The sequence below is a fragment of the Mesobacillus sp. AQ2 genome (genome assembly GCF_030122805.1).
Classification (GTDB): domain Bacteria; phylum Bacillota; class Bacilli; order Bacillales; family Cytobacillaceae; genus Mesobacillus; species Mesobacillus oceanisediminis_A.
Window position 1 is genome coordinate 738,907 of the sequence record NZ_CP126080.1, and the last position, 18,237, is coordinate 757,143.

At 44.1% G+C, this 18,237-nt stretch carries 17 protein-coding genes; 10 read left to right on the forward strand and 7 right to left on the reverse strand.

Annotated features, from left to right (window positions below; all coding sequences use genetic code 11):
- Positions 1-2: 2 nt before the first annotated feature.
- The 5 genes from QNH36_RS03710 to QNH36_RS03730 all read right to left on the reverse strand — a co-directional run bounded on the left by QNH36_RS03710 (position 3) and on the right by QNH36_RS03730 (position 5,317).
- Positions 3-740, reverse strand: a complete 738-nt coding sequence (locus QNH36_RS03710; RefSeq protein WP_144475371.1) for an EAL domain-containing protein — start codon at positions 738-740, stop codon at positions 3-5.
- A 137-nt stretch (positions 741-877) separates the two neighbouring features.
- Entirely contained in the window at positions 878-2,032 is a 1,155-nt protein-coding gene (locus QNH36_RS03715; RefSeq protein WP_283904731.1) for a glycosyltransferase family 4 protein, read from the reverse strand.
- An 81-nt stretch (positions 2,033-2,113) separates the two neighbouring features.
- A complete protein-coding gene (locus QNH36_RS03720; RefSeq protein WP_144475369.1) occupies positions 2,114-2,638 on the reverse strand; it encodes a phosphatase PAP2 family protein in 525 nt (174 codons plus the stop codon).
- Positions 2,607-3,998, reverse strand: coding sequence for a UDP-glucose dehydrogenase family protein (locus QNH36_RS03725; RefSeq protein ID WP_283904732.1), 1,392 nt, complete (start codon positions 3,996-3,998; stop codon positions 2,607-2,609). The genes QNH36_RS03720 and QNH36_RS03725 overlap by 32 nt, the downstream gene beginning before the upstream one ends.
- Before the next feature lie 176 nt (positions 3,999-4,174).
- A complete protein-coding gene (locus tag QNH36_RS03730) occupies positions 4,175-5,317 on the reverse strand; it encodes a glycosyltransferase family 4 protein (protein ID WP_283904733.1) in 1,143 nt (380 codons plus the stop codon).
- Positions 5,318-5,784: 467 nt separating this feature from the next.
- Between QNH36_RS03730 and QNH36_RS03735 the strand changes: the two genes are divergently transcribed.
- The 9 genes from QNH36_RS03735 to QNH36_RS03775 all read left to right on the forward strand — a co-directional run bounded on the left by QNH36_RS03735 (position 5,785) and on the right by QNH36_RS03775 (position 14,588).
- Positions 5,785-7,011 (forward strand): globin-coupled sensor protein, encoded by a 1,227-nt coding sequence (locus QNH36_RS03735; RefSeq protein ID WP_283904734.1) that lies wholly within the window; start codon positions 5,785-5,787, stop codon positions 7,009-7,011.
- A gap of 399 nt (positions 7,012-7,410) precedes the next feature.
- The gene (locus QNH36_RS03740) at positions 7,411-7,554 is read left to right on the forward strand and encodes an FbpB family small basic protein (RefSeq protein ID WP_144475364.1); all 144 of its coding nucleotides are present in this window, start codon (positions 7,411-7,413) and stop codon (positions 7,552-7,554) included.
- A gap of 34 nt (positions 7,555-7,588) precedes the next feature.
- Complete coding sequence (locus QNH36_RS03745) at positions 7,589-8,344, forward strand: TerC family protein (RefSeq protein WP_395883504.1); 756 nt, start codon at positions 7,589-7,591, stop codon at positions 8,342-8,344.
- Positions 8,345-8,498: 154 nt separating this feature from the next.
- Positions 8,499-9,824: a hemolysin family protein gene (locus QNH36_RS03750; protein ID WP_283904735.1), complete on the forward strand. Its 1,326-nt coding sequence runs from the start codon at positions 8,499-8,501 to the stop codon at positions 9,822-9,824.
- 356 nt (positions 9,825-10,180) lie between these two features.
- A complete protein-coding gene (locus tag QNH36_RS03755) occupies positions 10,181-10,720 on the forward strand; it encodes a GNAT family N-acetyltransferase (protein ID WP_283904736.1) in 540 nt (179 codons plus the stop codon).
- Positions 10,721-10,745: 25 nt separating this feature from the next.
- The gene (locus QNH36_RS03760; RefSeq protein WP_144475360.1) at positions 10,746-11,012 is read left to right on the forward strand and encodes a hypothetical protein; all 267 of its coding nucleotides are present in this window, start codon (positions 10,746-10,748) and stop codon (positions 11,010-11,012) included.
- Positions 11,013-11,124: 112 nt separating this feature from the next.
- Complete coding sequence (locus tag QNH36_RS03765; RefSeq protein ID WP_283904737.1) at positions 11,125-12,102, forward strand: aldo/keto reductase; 978 nt, start codon at positions 11,125-11,127, stop codon at positions 12,100-12,102.
- Positions 12,103-12,929: 827 nt separating this feature from the next.
- Entirely contained in the window at positions 12,930-13,664 is a 735-nt protein-coding gene (locus QNH36_RS03770) for a sulfite exporter TauE/SafE family protein (protein WP_283904738.1), read from the forward strand.
- Positions 13,665-13,856: 192 nt separating this feature from the next.
- Positions 13,857-14,588: a YwaF family protein gene (locus QNH36_RS03775; protein ID WP_283904739.1), complete on the forward strand. Its 732-nt coding sequence runs from the start codon at positions 13,857-13,859 to the stop codon at positions 14,586-14,588.
- Between the two features lie 287 nt (positions 14,589-14,875).
- On the opposite strand, the gene QNH36_RS03780 is transcribed toward QNH36_RS03775, so the two are convergent.
- A complete protein-coding gene (locus QNH36_RS03780) occupies positions 14,876-15,499 on the reverse strand; it encodes a class F sortase (protein WP_283904740.1) in 624 nt (207 codons plus the stop codon).
- 63 nt (positions 15,500-15,562) lie between these two features.
- Positions 15,563-16,909 (reverse strand): copper amine oxidase, encoded by a 1,347-nt coding sequence (locus QNH36_RS03785; protein WP_283904741.1) that lies wholly within the window; start codon positions 16,907-16,909, stop codon positions 15,563-15,565.
- A 172-nt stretch (positions 16,910-17,081) separates the two neighbouring features.
- Here QNH36_RS03785 and QNH36_RS03790 point away from each other — a divergent pair, with 172 nt between their 5' ends.
- Complete coding sequence (locus tag QNH36_RS03790; protein ID WP_283904742.1) at positions 17,082-18,227, forward strand: NAD(P)/FAD-dependent oxidoreductase; 1,146 nt, start codon at positions 17,082-17,084, stop codon at positions 18,225-18,227.
- The last annotated feature ends 10 nt before the right edge of the window (positions 18,228-18,237 follow it).

The following is an 18,237-nucleotide window of genomic DNA, read 5'->3' on the forward strand; positions in this document are numbered from 1 at the left end:
ATTTATGTATGCAGAAGATAACGCTCCGGCCTGCCTAGGAAGTAGCCCTGGCCAAACTGGATGCCTGCTTGTCTGGCAATGGTCAACTCCTCTGCAGTTTCAATACCCTCAAGTGTGACTGAGACACCCTCATTAATAAAGTATGAAGAAATCCAATTCAGGAACGTTTGTTTCTTGATGGATCGTCCCAAATCCATTGAAAAATATCGATCAAGTTTTACAATGTCAGGTTCAAGCTCTAAAGCAATCCGCAGGGAGGATTGTCCCTTCCCAAGATCATCTAGTGCAAATCTAAAACCAAGGGATCTAAGGCAGTGAATCACATCTGTCAGCTTGCCCAATGACATAACTGATTCTGCTTCATTCAGCTCAAAAATAATGCTTTCCGGTGCTAAAGCTACCTTGTTCATTAATCGATTCAGTTGCCTTAGAAAATCAGGGTCTAAAAGTGTGGATGGAAAGACATTGACAGACAAACGAGGAGGATTTAAGTACCTGGACTGTTGCTCGAATGTATGTATGCTATTGGCGATGGAGTGAAAATCTAAATCAAATAGCTGATTCTGCTGCATGGCAAGTGAAAATAGAACTTCGGGATTCGGGATTTCAGGATGTCTGATCAAGCTTTCATACCCGAAAACATAGTCATCCTGCAAGTTGTAGATTGGCTGAAATGCATGTTGGAAGTTAAATAACTGGAAAGAACGGTCTCTGGAAGAATCTAATATCATCGCTGTCATTATATAATCCCATCCTAAAATATGATTTATAATCCAAATGTACTATTTTACTATTAATAAATTGTAAGATTTTCGTAAATTTTTCTTAAAAAACTAAGAAGATAGTCCTGTTTCAAATTAAAAAAGAAGCGTAAGGACTACGCTTCTTTTTGGAAGGGTGCAGGCTGAATGCTTGTTTCTATTATTTGAAGATAATGGCTTATTAAATTATCGAAAATCCTCTCCCATTTTTGGGTGAGTGCATAGTTTCTGCCTTCGTAGCCCATTTGAACTCTCTTGCTGTCTGATGTAAGGAGGCTAATGATAGCCTCAGCAAAATGATGGATATCATGTGGTGTACATAAGCGTCCTGTCACTCCATCCTCAATGATGCTTCTTACTCCCCCAGAGTTTGCTCCTATGACAGGGGTGCCGCTGGCAAGTGATTCAAGAACGACATTTCCGAATGTTTCTGTAGCAGAAGGGAAGATGAATAGGTCGGATGCTGAGTAGACTTCAGCGAGTTGACCGCCTTTTAGGTAGCCCGTGAAGATCATATTAGCAGGTGCTTCTTTTTCAAGTTGTTCCCTCATTGGCCCGTCACCCACGATTAGCCAATGAACCTTATCGGCGATCTGGGGCGGCATGTTTTTAGCAATCTCCAGCAGGAGTCCGGCACTTTTTTCCGGAGCCAGCCTGCCTGCATAGGATAAGATATATTCTTTTCTAAAAGAGTATTTCTTCCGGACAGCGAGCTTGTCATAAAATGGGTGGAACAGCTCACAGTCAACGCCCCTTGGCCAGAGCTCCAGATTCTTCAATCCGTGTTCTGTCAATTGAGCCATTGTATCATGAGACGGAACGAAGATTTTCTGCAGTGGCTGGTGAAACCAGTTCATGTATTTCCATAGCAGGCTGGATAATAAACCTAGGTCATAGAATTGCAGATACTGGTCGAAATCGGTGTGATACGAGCCAGCCAGCGGAATTTTCAGCTTCTTTGCGCAATATACACCCATGATGCCAAGATTGAATGGTGTTGCGACATGGATGAGATCGGGATTGAATTTTTCCAGTTCTCCCTTGATTTTAAAATAGTTAGGGAAAGCGACCCGGCATTCTGGATACAGGAAGAAGGATGCGCTTTTAAATCGATGGATATGGGACGGAACATACTCTCCGCTTGGATTCTCGGGGGCGAACACCTTGACGGAATGTCCCTTTTCTGCCAGATAGTCTGTGAATCTTTTCAATGTACGGGCGACTCCATTAATCTCTGGATAAAAGGTATCAGTGAAAAATGCGATTTTCATGCCAGGCCCCTCCTTTGATAAAAACATACTCAGACTAAGCTTTTCTCACGTTTTCTTCGTACATATGCAATCCTCGGATTCTCAAAGAAGGAACGAGTAACTGAGTATACCGGCTGTTGTCCCAAGCAGGGCACCGACGAGAATATCTGTTGGGTAGTGCAGACCAAGGTATACCCTCGAAAGGGCGACCATGCAGGCCAAGGGAACCAAAGCAGCCGATAAGACTGGCATGAATAATATGAAAGGCAGGACCAATGAAAAGATTGCCGTCGTATGTCCGGAAGGGAATGAATGGTCCTGCAGCGGGTTCGACGGGAAAAAAGCATTCTCCAGGATGATATAGGGCCGTTTCCGCGGGTACCATTTTTTAATGAAATGTACCGGGAGATGGCTTAGCGCTAAAGCAGCTGCACTTGCAAAAGCTGCCTGCCTGATCGGTCCGTTTAAAAACAGGACCAGCAGCAGGATGGATGAAATCGTGAACCTTGCACCGCCTGCATGGGTGATTGTACGGAAAAAGGCATTCAGGAATTTGTTTTGATAATGGCGGTTGATTCCCCGGAAAATCCTTTGATCAGTTTGGTAGAATACTAGTAAAAGTTTCATCGAATCGTCCTTCCCTGGTCAGAATTGGGGGCTTGTGATGCCATTCAGCCATTTTTGATTGGGTTGAGGATCTCCCTATTGAATAATAAGTAATGGAATGCTTGCTGACTTCCCTCAGAGAGTAACAGTTGCGGCCGTCGATAATAATAGGTTTTTTCATCAGCTGTACATACTTTTCAAGTGGCTGGTGCTTAATATGATCCCACTCCGTTGCGATTATCACTAATTCAGCACCTGAAATGGCTGTTTCGATATTAGTCGTGTAATCGATCGCATTTTCAAAAATAATTCGGGCATTTGGGACGGCAACCGGGTCATAGGCGATGACTGAAGCGCCTTTCGAAAGCAGGCCCCTCAGAATCGTGAGTGAGGCTGCTTCACGAATATCATCCGTGTCCGGCTTAAATGCAAGCCCCAATACAGCAACTCTCAAGCCCTCGAGTGAACCGAACAATTCCTTAGCCTTCTGCACAGTAATTGCTTGCTGGCGGCTATTGACCTTGATGACCGCTTCAAGCAGTTCAAACTGATGCTCGACATCGCCAGCAATTTGCACAAGTGCTTTCGTATCCTTTGGGAAGCAGGAGCCGCCGTACCCGATGCCAGCTTGCAGGAATTGAGGGCCAATCCGCCGGTCCTTGCCTATTCCAAAGGCCACTTCTTCAATATTCGCTCCGACTTTATCGCAAATAGCGGCAATTTCATTGATAAAACTGATTTTTGTGGCCAGGAATGCGTTGGATGCGTATTTAATCATTTCAGCACTTCTGATGTCTGTATTGACAATCGGGATTTTAAGAGGAAGAAAAAGCTGTTCAACTGTTCGTACGGCATACTCCGACTCGGTTCCAATGACAATACGGTCGCCATGGAAAAAATCATATATCGCATTGCCTTCACGCAGGAATTCGGGGGTAGATGCCGTGTGTACTTCAATATGGGCGGGTTTGACGCTATGGATGATTTCTTTGATTCGCTCGTTAGTGCCAACTGGCACCGTGCTCTTAGTGCAAATAATAGAATCTTTATCGAGGTTCAGACCAATCGAATAAGCTGCTTCGAAGACATGATCAAGATTTGCTGTTCCATCTGGATTTTCCGGAGTCCCTACTGCAATAAAGATGATGTCTGCATCCTTATAAGCGATTTTCGGATCCGCTGTAAAAAGAAGGCGGCCAGCATCCAGGTTCCTTTTCAGCATAGAAGTGATTCCAGGCTCATAAATTGGTGCATTCCCAGATTGAAGAAGGAGGACTTTGTCTTCACGAATGTCCGAGCAGACGACATCATAACCCATCTCAGCAAGGCATACACCAGTTATCAATCCAACATACCCAGTTCCAGCAACAGCAATCTTCATCCAATCCCTCCTAAAAGTTTCTTTCTCTAATCATAATGGAACAAACTTAAGACATTCTTGAGTTGTTGTTAAATAAATGTAAAGAATTAAGACCTAGGTGGGCAAGAGCGCCGATTCCCATGCCGATGACAATATGCGAAATAGTATCCATTTCCATCACTCCTTAAAAAACTGGTCTAAGCGAATTTTGAGATATCATTTCCAACAGTGGCATCGCGATAATGCCAGAGCATTTCCTCGAAAATAGCCTCCCAGTTTTGTTCCAGCGCATATAACCTTGCTTCTGCCTGAAACTTTCTTCTGAGATGATCATTTTTTAAAAGGTGGACGATCGCTTCTGTAAAAGCTGATACATTGCCAGGTTCACAAGTGAACCCTGTTTTTCCGGATTTGATGATGTTTTTAACTCCTCCCGAATTGGCAGTGACCGCAGCCGTTCCGCTTGCGAGTGCTTCAAGGACGACCATGCCGAATGTTTCGGTAGGAGAAGGGAACACGAAAACATCAGATATCGAGTAGAGTTCAGCCAGGTCTTTTCCGGTACGGTATCCTGTGAACTTCATGTTAGAAGGAGCCTTTTCCTCAAGTTCCTCCCGCATCGGTCCATCACCGACGATGATCCAGTCTATCTGTTCATTCAGCTCGGCCGGAATGGAGGAGGCAATATTCATCAGGGTGTGGAGGTCTTTTTCAGGAGCGAGCCTGGCGACGAAGCTCAAAGTGAAGCGTTTAGATAAACCGTATTTTTTTCTGGTTGAATCTTGATCATATCCAGGTTGATAAAGGGTGCAATCGACACCGGCAGGGCATAGTACCGTATTTCTGAAGCCGCGCCGTTTGAGCTGCCGGATTGTTTCATGGGAAGGAACAAAAAGTTTTCTAAGTGGCTTATGGAACCATTGCATGTATTTCCATAGTGAAGAAGATAAAAAAGAAAGATTATAGAACTTCAGGTAATGGTCAAAATTTGTGTGATATGAGCCAACTGCCGGGATGTTCAGTTTTTTCGAGAGATAGAGACCGCAAAGTCCCATATTGAAGGGAGTGGCGATGTGAATGATGTCTGGAGCAAAAGCTTCAAGCTCTGCTTTGATGCTGCGCACATTCGGAAAGGCAAAACGGCACTCTGGATAGAGGAAAAGGGAAAAGCTCTTGAATCTTCGGATATGTTCGGAAATATATTCACCCGAGCGTGAATCAGGAGCAAAAACCTTGTACACGATCCCCTGGCTCTCCAGGTAATTGGTAAAGTGGCTCAAGGTAATCGAAACCCCGTTGATATCCGGGGAGAAGGTATCAGTGAAAATGGCAACTCTCATAGATTAAAGCCTCCTGTAGGTTAGAATTCAAATATTTAAAGCTCATTGTCCCGTTGCTTCTATTCTATATGGTGAATATTCAGATTTTTATTTTGCCAATGTAAAAGTTGTTTTAACTTTTTGTAAGGGCAGGAGGTGGAGGCAATAGTTGATTAAGAAACAGCTAGACAGAATTTCTCCTAAAAGTGCTTGCACCTCAAAATTCATTTTAATGGGAAAAAGAGGTAACCCATGAGAGCGAGTAACCCTCCTATACTCCTTGTTTATTGGCGAAAATTGTCGAAATTGTGTCTTGTATTGTGAATTTGTTGTAAAATTCACACACTCATACAGGAAGATAGTCCTTTTCCATGAGAAAATCATATTGTCATTACTATTTAGGGGAAGAGGTATCGGGAATATTGCTAAAGAGAAAAAGTCACATAAACCACATTTTTAATGTTATTGAGGACCTGGAGAACGATATTGTGCTGGATACTTCTTTTAACCAAGATCTCGCTAACCAGCTTTCTATCATCAGCTTGACCAGGAGAGACCTTGCGATTGCTAAGATAATCCAGCCTTTCATTGCAGAGCATCTTGAGACAATTACGGAAAACTATTATACAGAAATTCGCAAAGAAGCAAGCCTGTTGAAAATCATAGATGATAACAGCAGTGTCGAAAGACTGAAGCATACGCTGTCCAGGCATATTCATGAAATGTTTGATGGGAAAATCGATCGTGAATTTGTCCGGCAAAGAAACACGATAGCGCATGTTCATGTAAGAATCGGATTGAAAACCAAATGGTATATGGCAGCATTCCAGAGTCTTTTTACAACCTTTGTTTCAATCCTGAAGAATTATATCTCTGATAAAGAAGAACTCTTGGAGGCGATTAATGTTGTATCGAAAATCCTCAACCTTGAGCAACAGCTGGTGCTTGAGGCATATGAGGAAGAAGTAGAGAGAATTAAACAGGAAGAGCAGCGCAAGAAGCAAATTGGCGAGAGGGTAGCAGCTACTGCCCAGGAATTATCTGCCGTCACTGAAGAAACGAGTGCTTCTGTAACGACTCTTATGGAAAAAACGAGAATGATGGTCGAGCTGGCTGGATTTGGTGTCCAATCAGCAGAGGAAGTGCATAACCGTTCTAGTCAAGGAAAAGAGGGAATTGATCTTCAGCAGGCACAGATGCAAAACATTATGCACCATATGTCCACGATCAACACTGAGATCAAGGATTTAAAAAGTATCTCCCAGGAGATTGATGAAGTGGTTAAACTGGTGAAGGGAATTGCCGAGCAGACCAATCTTCTTGCCTTGAATGCTTCCATTGAGTCAGCACGAGCTGGAGAACATGGGAAAGGCTTTGCGGTCGTTGCCAATGAAGTGAAAAAACTGGCGGAACAAACAAAGGCCTCTGTAGTGAATGTTAGCGACCTTATCCAGAAAACGAATGCACAGATTGAGAATGTGAGCTCTAAGTCATTTGAAGTAAATGAATTAGTGAGAAGCGGATCTGCTAAAATGGATCAAATCACAGACTTCTTCAATAGAATCCTGGAGGAAGTGGACAAAAGCAAAAATCAAAGCCAACTGATTGAAGCAGAACTTGAAACTTTCTCAAAATACTTCGAGGAAATTAACCGGGCTGTAGATCACCTGGCCATCACGACAGACAATCTGACCCACATTACTCAAGATCTCTGATAATAGGCAAATTCCAGGGCAGTTCAGGTGTTCCCTGGTACATAGGGCGCCTTTTCGTACATGTGAGAGCAATGAGGGTATGGATGGGAACCACTCACCGGTTCCCATTACTTCTTGACAGATACCCTGTCCATGAATTATATTGTATGTAATTAATTGAATAGTTCTCCTAAAGGGGAGTAGCTTTTACAGCAGAGTCGTCATTTCGGAGGTTTGATATCTCCCGGCTTTGTTGGCAACTTTGACGTTGTTAGCAAGACCTTTACCGTTTTGGTAAAGGTCTTTTTTGTTGTCATAGGACCTTTGCCGTGTCTGGCGAAGGTCCTTTTTATATTTTACAGACCTGAACCAGACGGACAGGAACTTTCACAATCAAACGATTGAAAGGAGCTGGATCAGATGAAAAAGAAAAAAGTGACTTTTGAGGAATTGCTGAAGGCTAACAGGCGTGAGCTATTGGAGGATGAAAAGCAGATGGAAAAAATCGAAGAGCGGATCGAAGCGAGACGTCTGGATCAAAAAGCTGGAAACGCATCTTATTAATTTTTAAAAGGGGGATAAGCGATTGGAACTGACAATGTTATTTGAGTATGGATGGGTATTGCTGCTGTTAGTCGCTCTGGAAGGTTTGCTGGCAGCTGATAATGCATTAGTATTGGCAATCATGGTCAAGCATCTTCCGGAAGAGGAACGGAAAAAGGCATTATTCTATGGTCTGGCAGGAGCGTTTGTATTCCGCTTTGCATCTTTGTTTATCATCTCTTTCCTTGTCGATGTCTGGCAGGTGCAGGCAATCGGAGCGCTATACCTGTTATTCATCGCGATCAATCATATCGTCAGGAAGCTTTATTTTAAGAAAGTGGAAGACGATCGCGAAGCTGAGGAGAAAAAGAAATCCGGTTTCTGGGCGACTGTTTTTAAGGTCGAGCTGGCAGATATCGCATTTGCGGTTGACTCAATCCTTGCGGCTGTAGCACTGGCCATGACTCTGCCGAACACCAGCCTGCCGGAAATTGGCGGAATGGATGGCGGCAAGTTCCTGGTCGTCTTTGCCGGAGGATTGATCGGCTTGATCATCATGCGTTTCGCTGCAAACCTGTTTGTGAAACTGCTCAAATCAAGGCCAGGCCTCGAAATCGCCGCGTTTGCGATTGTTGGATGGGTAGGAGTCAAACTGACTGTATTGACGCTGGGGCATCCTGAAATCGGAGTCCTTTCCTACGATTTCGCCCATTCAGTTGAGTGGAAGCTGTTCTTCTATACTGTCCTTGTTGGCATTGCAGCAGCTGGTTGGTTCTTGACTAAGGATAAGTCGGAAAAGCAGGTTGTATAAATATGGCAGGGGATTTTAAAATGTCATTGCAAAGGATATAGATGAGCATCTATTTATTGGTTGAAGACAGTTTAGCTGAAATGCTCCGAATGCCCTGTTATATCAATCTTTGTGATACAATCATGAAAAAGATAAATTTGGAGGTCGATCCCTTTTGGGAACCGAGATAGTCGTGTTATTGATCCTGATTGTCCTGAATGCATTTTTTGCGGCATCAGAAATCGCATTAATTTCTTTAAATGATAATAAAATCAAACTGATGGCAGAAAGCGGAGATAAAAAGGCGAAAATGCTGGATAATCTGACGTCAGAACCAAGCCGATTTTTGGCAACCATTCAGATTGGCATCACGCTGGCAGGTTTCCTGGCGAGTGCATTCGCAGCCGAAAGCTTTGCCGGAAGAATGGCTGCATTATTGAACGAATGGGGAGTACCGCTTTCTCAAAGCATGCTTGAATTGGTATCTGTCATCACGATTACTTTGGTGTTGTCATATTTTACTCTCGTGTTGGGAGAATTGGTTCCAAAGCGGCTTGCGCTTCAAAAAGCGGAACCGATTGCCATGTTTGCTGCTGCACCTTTGACGGTATTATCCAAGGTATCCTCACCATTCGTAAAGTTATTGACACTGTCCACTAATGGGATTGTCAGGCTGTTCGGGGTCGATCCCAATGCAGAAGAAGAGAATGTGACAGAGGAAGAAATCCGGATGATGGTGGATGTCGGAAGGGAAAAAGGAACGATACAGGATTCGGAAAAAATAATGATCAACAATATTTTCGAATTCGATAATAAGACGGTGTCCGACATCATGACCCACCGGACCAATATTGTCGCGCTTTCAGCTGACACCAGCCTAAAGGAGACGGTCGAGATCGTCAACCTGGAAAAATACACAAGAATGCCTGTTTACGATGGAGACATCGATCATATCATCGGTATCCTTCATACAAAGGATTTGATTCCGTTCATAGAATGTGCGGACCAGGAAGAGTTCGACTTGAGAAGCATGCTCCGTGAACCAAGCTTTGTCCTGGAATCGATGCGCCTTGATCAGTTGTTCAAGGTTATGCAGAAGAGCAATATTCATATGACGATTGCCATTGATGAATATGGCGGGACCGATGGAATAGTGACAATTGAAGACCTGATTGAGGAAATCGTCGGCAATATTTTCGATGAGTATGATGAACCGGAACTTGATATCGCCGAGATCGAACAGATTGATACCAACCAATATTCAATGGATGGTACCCTCAATCTGTATGAGGTGGAGGAAGTTTTAAAGATAGAACTTCCTAGTGAAGACTATGATACATTAAGCGGATTTGTACTCGGCGAGCTTGGATATATTCCGGGACATGATGAACGGCCAGAGGTGGAATATAAGGATATTTTGTTTTCTGTTGCCGAAATGGATGACAGAAGGATTGCCCGGGTTAATGTACGTATAAAAGATTCTGCCGGAATATCAGAATAGTAGTGGATCTGCTGCCTGATTTGGCCGGTGTCCAGAACAAGTAGATATTTGAACAGCAAGCACAGGGGATTTTGTCTCCTGTGCTTTTGTTTGTTCGCGCTGCTTTTGTAGAATAAAGAAGGATTTCTTTTAATTCAGCCAGGCATTTCCAGTTCGCAGAATTCCGGTGTGAGTTCGCGGAATTCATGTGGATTTTCGCGGAAATGACAGCTGGTTTCGCGGGATTAGTAAAAACCAAACTAGCGGAATAACAAGGAAAACCACTCAATGTGAAAAGGAGAATGACAGGTTTTTGTTGAATTCTTTCCTAATTAAGGCGGAAGAAGGTTCTTTTTTACATGAATGGAGGAATTCCCGTGATTTTTGATGCAACAAACAGGACAATTACGACTAATCGACTTTTGTTAAGGTTATTTCAAGAGTCGGATGCACCCGCTGTCGCCAGGCTTTGCAATAATTATAATCTTTATAAAAGCACGCTGAATCTGCCTTATCCCTACTCGATCGAGGATGCTTTGGGGTGGATGGCAGCTCATCAGGAGCATTTTGACGCCGATCGATTATATGAGTTTGCTGTAACAGACAGGGAAAGCGGCGAGTTATATGGAGCGGTGGCCTTGTCTAATATCCAGAAGTACAGTAATGGTGAAATCGCCTACTGGATCGGAGAAGAATACTGGGGGAAAGGATATGCGACGGAGGCAGCCAGGGCCATGGTCGATTTTGCGTTTGAGGTAAAGGGCTATCACAAGGTGTATGCTCGCTATTTTCAGTCGAACCCAGCTTCCGGAAAAGTCATGCAAAAATTGGGCATGAAGCAAGAGGGGATTTTACTTGAACAGGTGAAGAAAGAGGATCAATTTGAAGACCTTGTCTGTTACGGAATCATCAAATGAATTTTTTGAAGGGAGTGAGACGGGGATGAAAGAAAATTTGCAAGGCTTTGTGATCATTGGTGCTTTATGCATTTTGGCAGGAGGAATTTTGACTTTTAATAGCGTTTCATTTGGCATATCGATGGCTGACTCCTGGCTGGCAGACCGTGGCGGGGCCGATACAGGGTTTTATCAAATCATTGTAAAAAGTTATATTGATTCCTTTTTGGTCGGCGGAGGGGTCATGCTCGGATTTGGGCTAGTGTTGACGGCTTTAACAACGTACAAACTGATGAAAGGTAAGGAGAGCTGAGGCATGGATTATCCTGTGTTTCTTTTTTGTGGCATCAGCCCCTGTGATTTACGGCCTTGCCCTTTAGTATGGTAAAATGTCTTGCAAAGAGTTTTAAAGGAGGTACAAAGAAATGAAAAAGCTGCCTATTAATGAAAATGGATTGAATGCTTCGCAGCTTGTTTTTGGCTGCATGGGTCTTGGCGGAGGCTGGGATCGCAGTCCGATCGAGCCAGAGCATGTGAAACAAGCACATGAAGCAGTGGAAGCTGCGTTAGAATCAGGAATCAATATGTTTGACCATGCAGATATTTATACGCTGGGTAAAGCAGAGAAGGTTTTTGGACAGGTTTTAAAAGAAAAGCCCGGTCTTCGCGAGGAAATCATCATCCAGTCGAAATGCGGCATTCGTTTTGGTGACCAGGAATCTGGTCTGCCAGGCAGGTATGATTTTTCAAAATCCTACATACTCGACAGTGTGGATGGCATCCTTTCAAGGCTTGGCATCGAATACCTGGACATCCTGTTGCTGCACCGTCCCGATGCATTGATGGAACCGGCCGAGGTGGGGGAAGCCTTTCATCAGCTAAAAGCCTCAGGCAAGGTGAGATCATTCGGTGTTTCCAATATGAGCGCTGGCCAAATCCGATTGCTGCAGCGGCATACCGATGAAAAAATCATCGTCAACCAGCTGGAAATGAGCCTGCATAAAATAGGCTGGGTTGATACCGGCGTCCATGTGAACCAAGAAGCTGCACGCCAGAACACCTTCCCAGACGGGACCCTCGAGTTCCTGCAAATGGAGGGAATCCAGATTCAATCCTGGGGTTCACTAGCAAAAGGGCTTTATACTGGAAAGAATATCGATAATGAAAGTGAAAGTGTCAAGCAGACCGCAGCGATGGTGCAAAAGCTGGCCGAAGAGAAGCAAACGACACCAGAAGCGATCGTGCTCGCCTGGCTGATGAGACACCCTGCCGCCATCCAGCCTGTCATCGGCACCGTGAATCCAGAGCGGATCAAAGCATGCGGAGACGCAGTCAACATCAACCTCAGCCGCGATGAATGGTATTCATTGTATGTGAGCTCACGCGGCGTGAAATTGCCATAATCAAAAGACTAACAGGGACGGGCATTATGCTGTCCCTGTTTTTGTTGGGGAAAGATACCCTTTTGAGAGAGAAAATGGCGACATAAGGGTACCTTTAGTCAAGAGAGACACCCTTATGAGAGGGGAAATTCAACATAAGGGTACCTTTAGTCAAGAGAGACACCCTTATAAGAGAGAAAAGTACAGCATAAGGGTATCTTTAGGCGAGAAAGACACCCTTATGAAAGAGAAAAGAGCAACATAAGGGTACCTTTAGTCAAGAGAGACACCCTTATGAGAGAGAGAAGAGCAGTATAAGGGTATCTTTAGTCAAGAAAGACACCCTTATGAAAGAGAAAAGAGCAACATAAGGGTATCTTTAGGCGAGAAAGACACCCTTATGAGAGAGAAAAGAGCGACATAAGGGTACCTTTAGTCAAGAGAGACACCCTTATGAGAGGGAAAAGAGCAACATAAGGGTACTTTTAGGCAAGAAAGGTACCCTTATGAGAGGGAAGAATTCAACATAAGGGTACCTCTAGTCAAGAAAGACACCTTTATGAGTGAGAGAAGAGCAGCATAAGGGTACCTTTAGCCAAGAAAGACACCCTTATGAGGGAGAGAAGAGCGCATAAGGGTACCTTTAGGCAAAAAAGAGCACAGGGAAGTATAACTGTGATCCGTTTATGTCCTAAAAACGGAAGAGGTTCTGACTGACAAGTGATTCCTTAGTCACGATGCATCATAATATGCTTTATTGATAACTATTACTTATCATCAACCATCGAAAACATCGAATATTCTTATTACGAAAACAGAAATATAATAAAGTCAGGAGGTGTGAAATTATGGATTATATAATTCTCTTTTTTATTGGCATTTTAGCGACTACGATTGGAACTCTAGCGGGTGGGGGAGGCCTAATCAGTTTGCCTTCGATGCTCGTTTTAGGAATCCCGGTGCATTCGGCGATTGCTGCGAATAAGGTTTCGAATACGATTAGCTCCTTCTCAAGCTTCTTCCATCTATACAGGGAAAAGAAAATCACTTTCAAGGAGTCCTTCTGGCTCATTCCAGTAAGCCTCGGCGGCGGTGTGACCGGGGGATTCATTGCATCGAAAATCTCCAATGAAGATATGTATGTCGTGGCAATTGGCTTGCTGATTTTTGCCTTCTTTGCCTCTTTTTTAGGGAAAGGGGACATGTCAGGGGATCAGCCACTGAAGCCTTCAGGAAAAAGCATCCCGGGGTTATATGCGATTGGGATTTATGATGGGCTTTTTGGACCAGGACAGGGAACGCTGATGCTGTATTTGTTTGGCTATTTGAACATCGCCTATATCCGGGCAGTAGGGTATGTCCGGCTTGCTACGTTTTCAAGCTGCCTCGGTGCAGCCATCACCTATATTTCGACAGGTGCGGTGATCTGGCCAGGGACCATCGCCTTGATGCTAGGTTCAGTGTCAGGAGCGCAGATTGGTGTCAGGATTGCCAGCAAGCTCAACCCCCGCTATGTAAAACCAATACTGCGGGTGATGACAGTGGCGCTGGTCGTTCAGATTTTTTTGGAAAACGTAGTGTGAAAAAGTGAGCGATTCTTTTTTTAACACAACGCAAACGGTACTTGTGTGAATCACGGGAACCGTTTTTGTTTTTTAGGCCATTTCCTGAATATCCTTATTAAAGGAAACAGTCATACACTAGTGTTCAAATCATCATCCCGCGCATATATTTATAGTTAACCGACTTTTAAAATACAGCGAGGTGATGACATCATGTTTTCCGTTACGGGGATGCAGGGGTTTGAGTTGTTTTCTGCTGGGCATCTGGTTACTCTGGGACTGTTCTTTGCTGTCTGTCTTGGACTGGTGCTGTTCAGAAAGCAGATCAGGCCGCATAAAAATGTTTTGAAATGGACCATTTTCTGGACGCTGGTGGCATGCCAGTTAACACATCAATCCTGGCTGATCCTGACTGGCCAGTGGGAAATAAGTGATCTTCCTCTGCAACTGTGTTCGATGAGTTCCTTTTTGGCGATGTATATCTTTTTGAGGAAGAATGTAAAAGCATTTTATGTGCTCTATTTTATCGGCTCCCTGCCAGCGATTCTGGCGATGGTGACGCCTGAAATGATTTATACATTTCCTCATATCGATTTTATCGAGTATTTCCTCAATCACTCGGCCATCCCAATTGCCGTATTGTATTTCATGGTATATGAAGGTTACAGAGTCCCCCGCAAAGCCATTCTATTCTCTTATCTTATTGTGAATATCGTTGCCGTTCCCATCTTCATTTTCAACTTCCTGTTTGACACGAACTTCTTCTACCTGGCCAGTCCAACTGAATCGAAAACGATCCTTTCCTTTTTCGGAAGCGGCATTATGTACTACCTGAATCTAGAAGTGGCCGCGCTGATTGTGTTCAGCCTCTCGTATATCCCGATGTGGCAGTTGATCAAAATGGAAAACAGGAAAAGGTTAAAGCCATTTTATCGGCAAAAATAAAGTCATCTTACATTCGAGAGATATATTAAATAGGTTATCGATCCATTAGCCAATCTGTTTTAATAAAGAATATGAATGTATCATATTATGGTTTTAACAACAACTGAGTATTTGAACTGTTAACATCCATAGGTTAGGGAGATTTTGAATTTATCAATCAGATAAGTATGTAAAAAATGCTTGGAGGCTCCAAGCATTTTTAATTCCTCAGATTACAAATTCTATTTGATTCCAATTCTGCACTTGAAAACCTGCCCTCTCAGGCTTCTGTCAGGAGTTGCTTAAGTTCAAAGACTGTCATGATCCTCCTCAACCAATTTGCTATAAATAACAGTCCGTTCAGCCCGTTCGGTTGTCTTCGGGTCATAATCCCCGCTGCAGGTAATCAGATTGAGGGTGCTCGCAAACGAGAAGCCAAAGATCTCTTCGATTGGTGCATCCAGACGCGGGAATTTTTGTTGATCGTATACTTCAAAGGTTAGTGTCTGGCCCTCAGTGCCCGTTACCATGATCTTGTCGCCATTTTTCAGTTTGTGAAGGTCATAGAAAACTGCAGGGCTTGTCAGATCGTCTACATGTCCGGCGAGGACGGCGTTTCCGGGAGCTCCGGGCAATGTTCCGGGTTCGTACCAGCCGACATTGTCAGGATCTTTTGGGACGGCCATGCGCCCATCCTTTAAGGTGCCTACTTCTTCAATCTTGGTTTTGACATTGATCGTGAGAATTTCAATTGTGGCAGGAACGATGCCGCTGCGGTTATCTTTGATGATCTCAATCTTGGATTCTGTGGAAGGACTGGACATAGACTGCTCCTTTATCGGAGCCTGAGTTACTTTTGTCATTTCGGCACCCGGCTGGGTGGAGCAGCCCGCCAATATCAGTGCAGCAATCATTGCATAAAGTTTTTTCAAGAGAATCACCTCAGTAAAAAGGCAGAAGAGAGAAGGGGAAGTGCCTTCTCTCGATCTGGCTTATTATTTTTTGTCAGCAGCAAGACGTCTCATGGTTACGAATCCTGCAGCTGCAAGAGCTAGAATGGCTGAAATCAGGATTGCCTCAAAAGGAAGTCCCTGAGCAGCGGTGCCGCCCATTCCCGTCTTAGGCATTTCAGAAGGCATTTCTGCTTTGAACTTGTCAGGGAACTGGTCAACGATGGCTCCCGACAGTCCTTTTGATGTTTCAAACATGTGGCCATAAGCTTCCCTTACTGCAGGGTAGGTGTTGGCGTAATCTTCAGCCGTGTAGGTATCGAAAGCTTTCACTAGCTGGTCAACATGCATTTGTAACCCTTCTGCCAGGGCATCTGCTGGCAGTCTGCCACCAGTTGCAGTCTCGAGGAACTTGGCAAAGGAATCTTTATACTGGGCAAGAGCGGTAAGGGCTGCTTTTTTCGCTTCTTCATCATTTGCTCCAGTCGCTTTTACATAACTGACAAAATGTCCGATATGTTCGGCCCACATTTGTTTGAATTGCTCGCCTGCTTCTTTTCCATATACAGAGGCAATCGCTGCACTCAAATCTTCCGTATTGGCGGAAAGAGCAGCGGCTGACGCTTCAAAGTCCTTTGAGCCGTCAATGCCGTTCTGCATCGCTGTTACTGCTAAACCGGCATGTTCTGATAGCAGGTAGTTCAAATCGGAGCGTAAATCAGCTGCAGGCGTGACAGCCTTGTGGTTTTCAAATTTGTCCGGGAATTGCATGACAATCGCATTGGAAAGCCCTTTGCTCACCATGTACATATGGTGGATCGCTTCACGTTCATATTCATATGCTTTTTCGTAGTCCCCTGCAACATAGGCATTGAAGGCACCGACCAGCTGGTCTACGTGCATCTGCAAACCTTCAGCCAGGGCATCCGCTTCCAGTCGTTTTTCGGTTGCGGTGGAGAGGAAATTAGAGAAGTCTTCCTTGTATTGTGCCAGTTCATCAAGGGCGGCTTTTTTTGCTGCTTCGTCGTTCCCCGCTGTTCCTTTTACATAGTCTACAAAGAAACCAATGTGAGCGGACCACATTTCCTTGAATTTCGCACCTGCTTCGTCACCGTATACAGAGGCAATCGCAGCACTCAAATCTTCCGTGTTTCCTTGAAGGGCAGCGGCGGATTGATCAAAGTCCTTCGAGCCATCGACTCCTTTTCGCATCGTTTCAACGGCTAGATAAACATGTTCACTAAGGAGCTGGTCAAGGGTAGCTCTTAAATCGACTGCTGAATCGGATACTGTAGGAGTTGCGTGATCATGGGCTGCTGCCGAGTTTGCGGCAACAGGAAGTAAGAGGGATAGGCTGAGTGGTACGGCAATCGCTGCTTTTTTAATATTCATTATGAAATCTCTCCTTTGTTTTTGGTTTTCACTATGCTAACGGGAGAAATTTCAGGATGGATCACTTTTGGATGAAATTTTATTAAAATTTTTTAAAAAGGTTGATCAAGTGGTCACAAAATGACTCCTTTAATCGTTAGGAAAGTACAACGGTCTTAGGGAGGAAAGGACAATGATGAATCTGAAAACAATTGTCGTTATTGGCGGGGGATACGCAGGAATAAATCTTATAGCAGCACTTAAGAAAGAGTTGAATGAAAAAATCAGGGTGATCCTGGTTGATAAAAATGACTATCATTTTAAAAAGGTAAAGTTATTTAAGGGGATTGTGAACGAAGATGTCTCGAATCTTTGCATCCCGCTGAAACAGTATTGCGGAAATATTCATTTTATCCAAGGTGAATTAACTGGTATCAATCAGGATGCTCAAACCATAAACATTACGAGTGAGGATGGCACGATTCACCGCCAGGAATACGATCAATTAGTACTTGCATTGGGGAGTGTACTTCGGGAGGTTGATTCAAACCGCGGAGGCGTGCCGCTCGTTAGCCTGAAAAATGCTCGGGATATTAGGCAGCAGCTATTAAAAATTGTAGTTTCATCCAAGAACAATATACGCCTGGCTGTTGTGGGAGGCGGCATTACAGGTATCGAAACCGCAGCAGAAGTTAATTCATGGTTCAAAGAGGAAACGAAAAAAAGGGGAATATCAAAGAATATAGAATTATTTCTTATTAACGGTTCCAAGAGATTATTGAATGAAGCACCAGTGAAAGTCAGTTCAAGGCTTGAAAGAAGGCTCAATGAACACGGTATCCAAACATTCCATCGCAAAAGGGCTGAAAGATTCATTGAGGGAAAGGTGAGTTTCACTGACGGGTCCAAACTGGACGCGGATTTTTGCATTTGGACTGTCGGATTAAAGCCTCATCCCAGCCTTTCCGCATTAGATATCCCACTCACTGAAGATGGGAAAATAAAAGTCGATCCCTGGTATCGTCTTGTTGGCAGCGAGAATATTTATGGGATTGGAGACTGTGTTCATGCAGTTGATCCAAATAGCGGAATGGCCGCGGATATGAGCTGTAAAGAAGCCATTTCACAAGCGGAACGACTGGCTAAAATCCTGAGGGCGCATATGGAAGGACATACAGTGCCTGCACATCAGAACTTTCCGGACTTTCTTAGCATTGGCCTGGGGCCAAACGACGGTTTTGTCTGGGCTCGAAAATGGGGACTTGATGTTGTCTTTTGTGGGAAGCCTGCCAGCAAAATCAGAGAGTATACATGGGAGCTGGCAAGTAAGATCAACTGAAGGTACTTGA